This window comes from Streptomyces aurantiacus (assembly GCF_001418335.1).
Taxonomy (GTDB): domain Bacteria; phylum Actinomycetota; class Actinomycetes; order Streptomycetales; family Streptomycetaceae; genus Streptomyces; species Streptomyces aurantiacus.
Window position 1 is genome coordinate 1 of record NZ_LIPP01000366.1, and the last position, 7,664, is coordinate 7,664.

8 protein-coding genes are annotated in these 7,664 nt (G+C 70.0%); 5 read left to right on the forward strand and 3 right to left on the reverse strand.

Going from position 1 to position 7,664, the window contains the following annotated elements:
* The first annotated feature begins 126 nt into the window (after positions 1-126).
* The 3 genes from xseA (at position 127) to AOK01_RS35305 (ending at position 2,479) form a co-directional block, all read left to right on the forward strand.
* A complete protein-coding gene (gene xseA / locus AOK01_RS35295) occupies positions 127-1,335 on the forward strand; it encodes an exodeoxyribonuclease VII large subunit (protein WP_055518930.1) in 1,209 nt (402 codons plus the stop codon).
* 21 nt (positions 1,336-1,356) lie between these two features.
* On the forward strand, positions 1,357-1,623 hold the full coding sequence (locus AOK01_RS35300; protein ID WP_055518931.1) for an exodeoxyribonuclease VII small subunit: 267 nt from the start codon (positions 1,357-1,359) through the stop codon (positions 1,621-1,623).
* 265 nt (positions 1,624-1,888) lie between these two features.
* Positions 1,889-2,479, forward strand: coding sequence for a malonic semialdehyde reductase (locus AOK01_RS35305; RefSeq protein WP_055518933.1), 591 nt, complete (start codon positions 1,889-1,891; stop codon positions 2,477-2,479).
* A gap of 138 nt (positions 2,480-2,617) precedes the next feature.
* Here the strand turns inward: AOK01_RS35305 and AOK01_RS35310 are convergent, their stop codons facing one another.
* A complete protein-coding gene (locus AOK01_RS35310) occupies positions 2,618-3,136 on the reverse strand; it encodes a DUF4245 domain-containing protein (RefSeq protein ID WP_055518935.1) in 519 nt (172 codons plus the stop codon).
* A 128-nt stretch (positions 3,137-3,264) separates the two neighbouring features.
* Here AOK01_RS35310 and glpX point away from each other — a divergent pair, with 128 nt between their 5' ends.
* Entirely contained in the window at positions 3,265-4,296 is a 1,032-nt protein-coding gene (gene glpX, locus AOK01_RS35315) for a class II fructose-bisphosphatase (RefSeq protein ID WP_055518936.1), read from the forward strand.
* A gap of 125 nt (positions 4,297-4,421) precedes the next feature.
* On the opposite strand, the gene AOK01_RS35320 is transcribed toward glpX, so the two are convergent.
* Positions 4,422-4,793, reverse strand: a complete 372-nt coding sequence (locus AOK01_RS35320; RefSeq protein ID WP_055518938.1) for a WhiB family transcriptional regulator — start codon at positions 4,791-4,793, stop codon at positions 4,422-4,424.
* A 198-nt stretch (positions 4,794-4,991) separates the two neighbouring features.
* Complete coding sequence (locus AOK01_RS35325) at positions 4,992-5,687, reverse strand: DUF1707 SHOCT-like domain-containing protein (protein ID WP_055518940.1); 696 nt, start codon at positions 5,685-5,687, stop codon at positions 4,992-4,994.
* Between the two features lie 189 nt (positions 5,688-5,876).
* On the opposite strand from AOK01_RS35325, the gene AOK01_RS35330 reads away from it, so the two are divergent.
* Positions 5,877-7,568 (forward strand): fumarate hydratase, encoded by a 1,692-nt coding sequence (locus tag AOK01_RS35330; protein WP_055518941.1) that lies wholly within the window; start codon positions 5,877-5,879, stop codon positions 7,566-7,568.
* Positions 7,569-7,664 lie beyond the last annotated feature (96 nt).

Genomic DNA, 7,664 nt, shown 5'->3' on the forward strand with positions numbered 1-7,664 from the left:
GCCACCGACGAGCCGCAGACACCCGACCCGGCCCGGCAGCCCGGCACCGCCCCGCCGTACCCGCCCCGCTGAGCCCGCCGCAGGCGCCCCGCCGGCGCTGTCAGAGTCGGCCGCTACGCTCGCGGTATGGCTCTCAACACGTCCGCGGACGCCCCGCTGCCCGTCGGTGAGGTGTCGCGGCTCATCGGGGGATGGATCGACCGGCTCGGCGCGGTGTGGGTCGAGGGGCAGATCACCCAGCTGTCTCGCCGCCCCGGCGCCGGCGTCGTCTTCCTGACGTTGCGCGACCCGTCGCACGACATCTCCGTGGGCGTGACCTGCTACCGGCAGGTGTTCGACGCCGTCGCCGACGTGGTGAGCGAGGGCGCGCGCGTCGTCGTCCACGCGAAGCCCGAGTGGTACGCGCCACGCGGGCAGCTGTCGCTCCGGGCCGCCGAGATCAAGCCCGTCGGCGTCGGCGAACTGCTCGCCCGGCTCGAACAGTTGAAGAAGTCCCTCGCCGCGGAAGGGCTGTTCGCCGCCGAGCGCAAGAAGCCGCTCCCGTTCCTGCCCCAGCTCGTCGGGCTGGTCTGCGGCCGCGCCTCGGCCGCCGAGCGGGACGTGCTGGAGAACGCGCGCCACCGCTGGCCCGCCGTCCGCTTCGAGGTGCGCAACGTCGCCGTACAGGGCGTCCACGCCGTCCCCCAGGTCGTCCAGGCCGTGAAGGAACTGGACGCGCTCGACGACGTGGACGTGATCGTGGTGGCGCGCGGCGGCGGCAGCGTGGAGGACCTGCTGCCGTTCTCGGACGAGCAGCTGATCCGGGCGGTCGCGGCCTGCCGTACGCCCGTCGTGTCGGCCATCGGCCACGAGCCCGACAACCCGCTCCTCGACCACGTGGCCGACCTGCGCGCCTCCACTCCCACCGACGCCGCGAAGAAGGTCGTACCGGACGTGGGCGAGGAGTACGAGCGCGTCCAGTTCCTGCGGGACCGGGCCCGCCGGTGCGTCGGGTCCTTCATCGATCGCGAGGAGCGGGGCCTCGCTCAGGCGCTGGCCCGCCCCTCGATAGAGGACCCGCACCGGATGGTGGACGAGCGGGCCGACCACGTCGCCGCGCTCCTGGGCCGGGGCCGCCGCACGCTCGGCCATCTCCTCGACCGGGCCGACTCGGAGCTGACGCACACCCACGCGCGCGTGGTGGCCCTCTCCCCCGCCGCCACCCTCAAGCGGGGTTACGCGGTCCTGCAGAAGTCCGACGGCCAGGCGGTCCGCTCCCCGGACGAGGTGACGGCGGACGAGCCCTTGCGGGCACGGGTCGCCGAGGGCGATTTCACGGTACGAGTCGATGTCTGAGGCAGACCCTAGGGTGGGCGCATGACCAGCAAGACGGACGAGTCGCTCGGGTACGAGCAGGCGCGGGACGAGCTCATCGAGGTCGTACGACGCCTGGAGGCGGGCGGTACGACACTGGAGGAGTCGCTCGCCCTGTGGGAGCGGGGCGAGGAGTTGGCGAAGGTGTGCCGGCGGTGGCTGGACGGGGCCCGCGCCCGCCTTGACGCGGCGCTGGCGGAGGAGGAGAAGGACGAGACGGCGGCGACGGCCGGGGGCACGTCGGCCGGCTCCGGCTCCGGCTCCGAGTAGCCGGAGTCGGCCGGTCCGCTCCGGTCGGCTCCCGTCGATCGGCTCCGGCTCCCGTCCGCTCCGAGAAGCCGGCTTCCTCTCCGGGGGCCGGCTTCTGGTGGTTCCGGCGGGTTCCCGGTTCGGGGATGGTTGGTCAGGCCATGCATTTGTGAAGCGGATCACTCTGGTCCAGTTTTGGTTGAAGGTTAAACCTCACCAGGCGTACCGTCGAACGAGCCAGCCGATCCCACAGGATCCGACGCACGTCCCGAGAAGGTTTTGACACATGTCTCTCGTCCTTGACCCCGCCGCCCAGGACCTGCTCTTCCGCGAGGCCCGCACCGCCAACGCCTTCACCGACGAACCGGTGACCGAGGAGCAGGTGCAGGCGATCTACGACCTGGTCAAGTACGGCCCCACGGCCTTCAACCAGTCGCCGCTGCGCATCACCCTGGTCCGCTCCGCCGAGGCCCGCGAGCGTCTGGTGCAGCACATGAGCGAGGGCAACCAGCCGAAGACCGCCACCGCCCCGCTCGTCGCTATCCTCGCCGCGGACAACGAGTTCCACGAGGAACTGCCGTACCTCCTGCCGCACTTCCCGCAGGCCAAGGACGTCTTCTTCGCCGAGCGCCCGGCCCGTGAGGGCGCCGCCGCGCTCAACGCCGCGCTGCAGGCCGCGTACTTCATCATCGGCATCCGTGCCGCCGGCCTCGCCGCCGGTCCGATGACCGGCTTCGACTTCGCGGGCGTCCAGAAGGAGTTCCTCGACGGCGACCACACCCCGCTGATGGTGGTCAACATCGGCAGGCCCGCCGAGGACGCCTGGTTCGCGCGCTCCCCGCGCCTGGAGGCCGGCCAGGTCATCACGACGGTCTGACCTGACCCGCCGCCCTGAACATGTGAGAAGCCCCCGGCAGCGCGCGAATCCAAGGCGCCGGGGGCTTCTTCCATAGCGGTCAGGCCGATAGCGGTCAGGCCGAGCAGGTCTGCCGCGCCCCGCTCGGGACGTCTTCGCTCATGACGTCTTCAGCGCTTCCGCCATCTTCGTCAGTTGCGCGAACGACGCCGTGCCCGTGATCACGGTCGTGGAGTTCTTCTCCTGGAGCACCAGGGCGTCGTACTTCGCGCCCTTGTAGCGCTTCCAGGGCTTCTCGCCGATGCGCTGCGTGACGTTCGTCTCCTCGGCGCCCTGACTTGCGTCCTCGATGAACGTGACGGGCTTCTGAGTCGACTGCTCGATCGCCACGTACTGCCCGTCGGGGGCGTGGAAGCCGAGGTGCCACGCGTCGAAGTCGTCGCCCCGGAACCTCACCGAGGTCGCCTTCCACTCCGTGGGCAGGCCCTCGGGCGCCGCCACCGGATAGGCGGCCGCGCGGCGTGCCGTGAGGAGTTCCACGCGGTAGTCGACCCGTTCGAGAGGGGGCTCCGAGTCGTCATTGGGGATGAAGACATAGATGAAGCCCGCGACGATGCCGATCAGGCCCAGCGACAACACCATGTCGCGGACCGACTGCTTGCCCTTCTTACCTGCCACGCCCCCATCGTCGCAGGTGTACTGGTCTGCTCATCCGTGGGGTCCCCTGCTCATTTTGTCGGACTGAGGTTAGAGTCGAGCTGAACCACCCTCATCCGGCCGTCGCCGTATCAGAAAGGTGCGCTCCGATGACCGAGCATCACTTGCCGTCCGAACTTGAGGTCCCCTCCGAGGCCCCCGACCGCAACCTCGCCCTTGAACTCGTCCGGGTCACCGAGGCCGCCGCGATGGCCGCGGGCCGCTGGGTCGGCCGCGGCGACAAGAACGGCGCCGACGGCGCGGCGGTACGGGCCATGCGGACCCTCGTCTCCACCGTCTCGATGAACGGCGTCGTCGTCATCGGAGAGGGCGAGAAGGACGAGGCCCCGATGCTCTTCAACGGAGAGCGCGTCGGGGACGGGACAGGTCCCGAGTGCGACATCGCCGTCGACCCGATCGACGGGACCACGCTCACCGCGAAGGGCATGACCAACGCGATCGCCGTGCTGGCCGCCGCCGACCGCGGCACCATGTTCGACCCGTCCGCGGTCTTCTACATGGACAAACTGGTCACCGGCCCCGAGGCCGCCGACTTCGTCGACATCAACGCCCCGGTGTCCGTGAACATCCGCCGCGTCGCCAAGGCCAAGCGCGTCACGCCCGAGGACGTCACGGTCGTCATCCTCGACCGGCCGCGCCACGACGGCATCATCAAGGAGATCCGGGAGACCGGCGCGCGCATCAAGCTCATCTCCGACGGCGATGTCGCCGGCGCGATCCTGGCGCTGCGCGAGGGCACGGGCATCGATCTGCTGCTCGGCATCGGCGGCACACCCGAGGGCATCATCTCGGCCTGTGCCGTGAAGTGCCTCGGCGGCACCATCCAGGGCAAGCTGTGGCCCAAGGACGACGCGGAGCGGGCCCGGGCCCTGGACGCGGGCCACGACCTGGACCGTGTCCTGCTCACCGACGACCTGGTCTCCGGCGACAACGTGTTCTTCGTGGCGACCGGCATCACGGACGGCGAGCTGCTGCGGGGAGTCCGCTACCGCCCCGAGACCGCGACGACCGACTCGATCGTGATGCGGTCGAAGTCCGGGACGGTCCGGCAGATCAGCTCGGAGCATCGGCTGGCGAAGTTGCGGGCGTACAGCGCGATCGACTTCGACCGGGCGAAGTAGCTCCGCCGGTTTTGCCGTTCGATGCGGGTCCCGTGTCGACCGCGGGTGCGTTGTGGCTGGTCGCGCAGTTCCCCGCGCCCCTTAAAAGGGGCGCCCCCTGGAGGGGCGCCCCGTCTACGCGCACGTCACCCGGCCGCGGCTATCGTGCCCGCGGGGCGGGTGGCCTTCTGGAGTTCTACGTCGTGGCGGCGGCGCCGGGCCAGGACCACGCGGCGCTCGGCGGCGGTGAGGCCTCCCCAGACTCCGTAGGGCTCGGGTTGCAGTAGCGCGTGCTCTCGGCATTCGATCATCACCGGACAGCGTGCGCAGACCCGCTTCGCCGCTTCCTCGCGGGACAGCCGGGCCGCGGTGGGTTCCTTCGAGGGTGCGAAGAACAGCCCGGCCTCGTCTCGGCGGCACACGGCCTCCGTGTGCCAGGGGGCGTCCTGGTCCCTCTCGCGCACCGGCTGGGGCGGAACGGCAGCGACCTGCAAGGACTGATGCGGCGGATGCAGCACGGTCTACTCCTGACGACGGCTTCGCGAGCGAGAGACGATGCAGCAAGGCCTACCCGCTGTGCGCGCGCCTATGCACTCAGTTCCCGAGCGCGGGAGATCCCGGCCGGCGCCGGAGCCTTGCCACCGGATCCCCGGCCTCCGCACGCCGGGAATTCGCGACCGTCAACATCTCAGCCGATGTCGCAGTCGGTACCTCGGTCAATACCTCAGGTGTTTGCGCAGCTTGGCGTTCACCCGGACGCCGACCCGGTCGAGGATGTCCTCGATCAGCTTGCCCCGCTTGGGTCTTGCCTCGATGGCGCCCAGGACGGCCAGTCCGTCCACATAGACGACGGGGGCGTCCGGTTCGCCCGAATCCAGCGTGTCCACCTCGAAGTTGCCGAGGACTCCGCCGCCGCTGCCGCGCAACGACACGTTCTCCGGGACGCGGATCTCGACGCTGCCGAACACCGAGACCGCCTTGATCACGACCTGCTGGTGCTCGAATATCGCCTCGCTGAGGTCTATCTCCACGCTGCCGAAGATCGCGTACACGTGCGTGCGGCGGCCGACGCGCCAGCGGCCCTTGCGCACGGCCGCGCTGAACACCGCCACCACGTTCTCGTCGGCGACCGAGGGGACCGCGCCCGGGGCGGGGCGGCGGGGAGCCGGTGCGAAGCCGCCCGCCGAGCCGGTCCCATGGGCCGCCGGCAGGTCCCGTACCAGCGGTTCCAGCTCTCCCACGGTCTTCGCGCGGAAGACGTCCTCGACCCGCTCCGAGTGCTCCTCCGCGGTGAGGCGGCCCTCGGCGAGAGCCTCCCGCAAGATGTCCGCGGTGCGGTCGCGGTCCGCGTCGGAGGCCCGGAGGTCGGTGTGCTTCCGAAGGTCGGGCTCGGTGTGCTTCTGAAGGTCCACGACAGCAGCGTACCCAAACGCGATAGATCGCGACTAGAGGGCGTGCGCGGCGAACGTGAACGGCGAACTGAGCCTTACCTCACAAGCACTGAGCCTTACCTCACAAGCTCGGTGTCCGAGGCAGGTTCTACGCTGGTGGACGCCGCCAACGGAGGCCGGCCGCTGTCTGTCGATGAAGGATTTGGCGAGATGCCGCATAATTCCACCCCGCCCAACACGGCGTTCGCGTACACCGACCTGCTCCCCCAGGGAGAGGACACCACGCCGTACCGGCTGGTGACCTCCGAGGGTGTCTCCACCTTCGAGGCCGACGGGCGCACGTTCCTCAAGGTGGAGCCGGGGGCGCTGCGCGAGCTCGCCGCCGAGGCGATCCACGACATCCAGCACTACCTGCGGCCCGCGCACCTCGCGCAGCTGCGCCGCATCATCGACGACCCCGAGGCGTCGGGCAACGACAAGTTCGTCGCGTTGGACCTCCTGAAGAACGCGAACATCGCGGCCGCCGGCGTGCTGCCCATGTGCCAGGACACCGGCACGGCGATCGTGATGGGCAAGCGCGGCCAGAACGTGCTGACGGACGGCGGCGACGAGGCGGCCCTGTCCCACGGCATCTACGACGCGTACCTGAACCTGAACCTGCGGTACTCGCAGATGGCTCCGCTCACCATGTGGGAGGAGAAGAACACCGGTTCGAACCTCCCGGCCCAGATCGAGCTGTACGCGACCGACGGCGGCGCCTACAAGTTCCTCTTCATGGCCAAGGGCGGCGGCTCGGCCAACAAGTCGTTCCTCTACCAGGAGACGAAGGCCGTCCTGAACGAGTCCTCCATGATGAAGTTCCTGGAGGAGAAGATCCGCTCGCTCGGCACGGCCGCCTGCCCGCCGTACCACCTCGCGATCGTGGTCGGCGGCACGAGCGCGGAGTACGCGCTGAAGACCGCGAAGTACGCGTCCGCGCACTACCTGGACGAGATTCCGGCCGAGGGTTCCGCGCTCGGGCACGGCTTCCGGGACAAGGACCTGGAGGAGAAGGTCTTCGAGCTGACGCAGCGGATCGGGATCGGCGCGCAGTTCGGCGGCAAGTACTTCTGCCACGACGTGCGGGTGGTGCGCCTGCCCCGGCACGGCGCGTCCTGCCCGGTCGCCATCGCGGTGTCGTGCTCCGCGGACCGCCAGGCCGTCGCGAAGATCACCGCGGAGGGCGTCTTCCTGGAGCAGCTGGAGACGGACCCGGCGCGGTTCCTGCCGGAGACCACGGACGAGCAGCTGGACGAGGCCCGTGACGTCGTGCGCATCGACCTGAACCGGCCGATGGACGACATCCTGGCCGAGCTGACGAAGCACCCGGTGAAGACCCGGCTCTCGCTCTCCGGCCCGCTGGTCGTGGCGCGCGACATCGCGCACGCCAAGATCAAGGAGCGGTTGGACGCGGGCGAGGAGATGCCGCAGTACCTGAAGGACCACCCGGTCTACTACGCGGGCCCCGCGAAGACCCCCGAGGGGTACGCGTCCGGGTCCTTCGGGCCGACCACGGCCGGGCGCATGGACTCCTACGTGGAGCAGTTCCAGGCGGCGGGCGGGTCGCGGGTGATGCTCGCCAAGGGGAATCGGTCGCAGCAGGTCACCGACGCGTGCGGGGCACACGGGGGGTTCTACCTGGGCTCCATCGGCGGCCCGGCCGCGCGTCTGGCCCAGGACTGCATCAAGAAGGTCGAGGTCGTCGAGTACGAGGAGCTCGGTATGGAGGCGGTCTGGAGGATCGAGGTCGAGGACTTCCCGGCGTTCGTGGTGGTCGACGACAAGGGAAACGACTTCTTCAAGGACCCGGCGCCGGCGCCTACGTTCACGACGATTCCGGTGCGGGGGCCGGGGCTGGGCTAGGGGTTTTCGCCCCCGCCGCCCCTACCCTTCCCGTCACTACTGGGGGCTGCGCCCCCAGACCCCCACTATCGCCCCGAACGCCCTTCTCCTCCAACG

Bases quoted from the DNA above. Each gene is read 5' to 3' on its own strand.
- xseA (WP_055518930.1), top strand. From the start codon at position 127: ATGGCTCTCAACACGTCCGCGGACGCCCCGCTGCCCGTCGGTGAGGTG.
- AOK01_RS35330 (WP_055518941.1), top strand. From the start codon at position 5,877: ATGCCGCATAATTCCACCCCGCCCAACACGGCGTTCGCGTACACCGAC.
- AOK01_RS35300 (WP_055518931.1), top strand. From the start codon at position 1,357: ATGACCAGCAAGACGGACGAGTCGCTCGGGTACGAGCAGGCGCGGGAC.
- glpX (WP_055518936.1), top strand. From the start codon at position 3,265: ATGACCGAGCATCACTTGCCGTCCGAACTTGAGGTCCCCTCCGAGGCC.
- AOK01_RS35305 (WP_055518933.1), top strand. From the start codon at position 1,889: ATGTCTCTCGTCCTTGACCCCGCCGCCCAGGACCTGCTCTTCCGCGAG.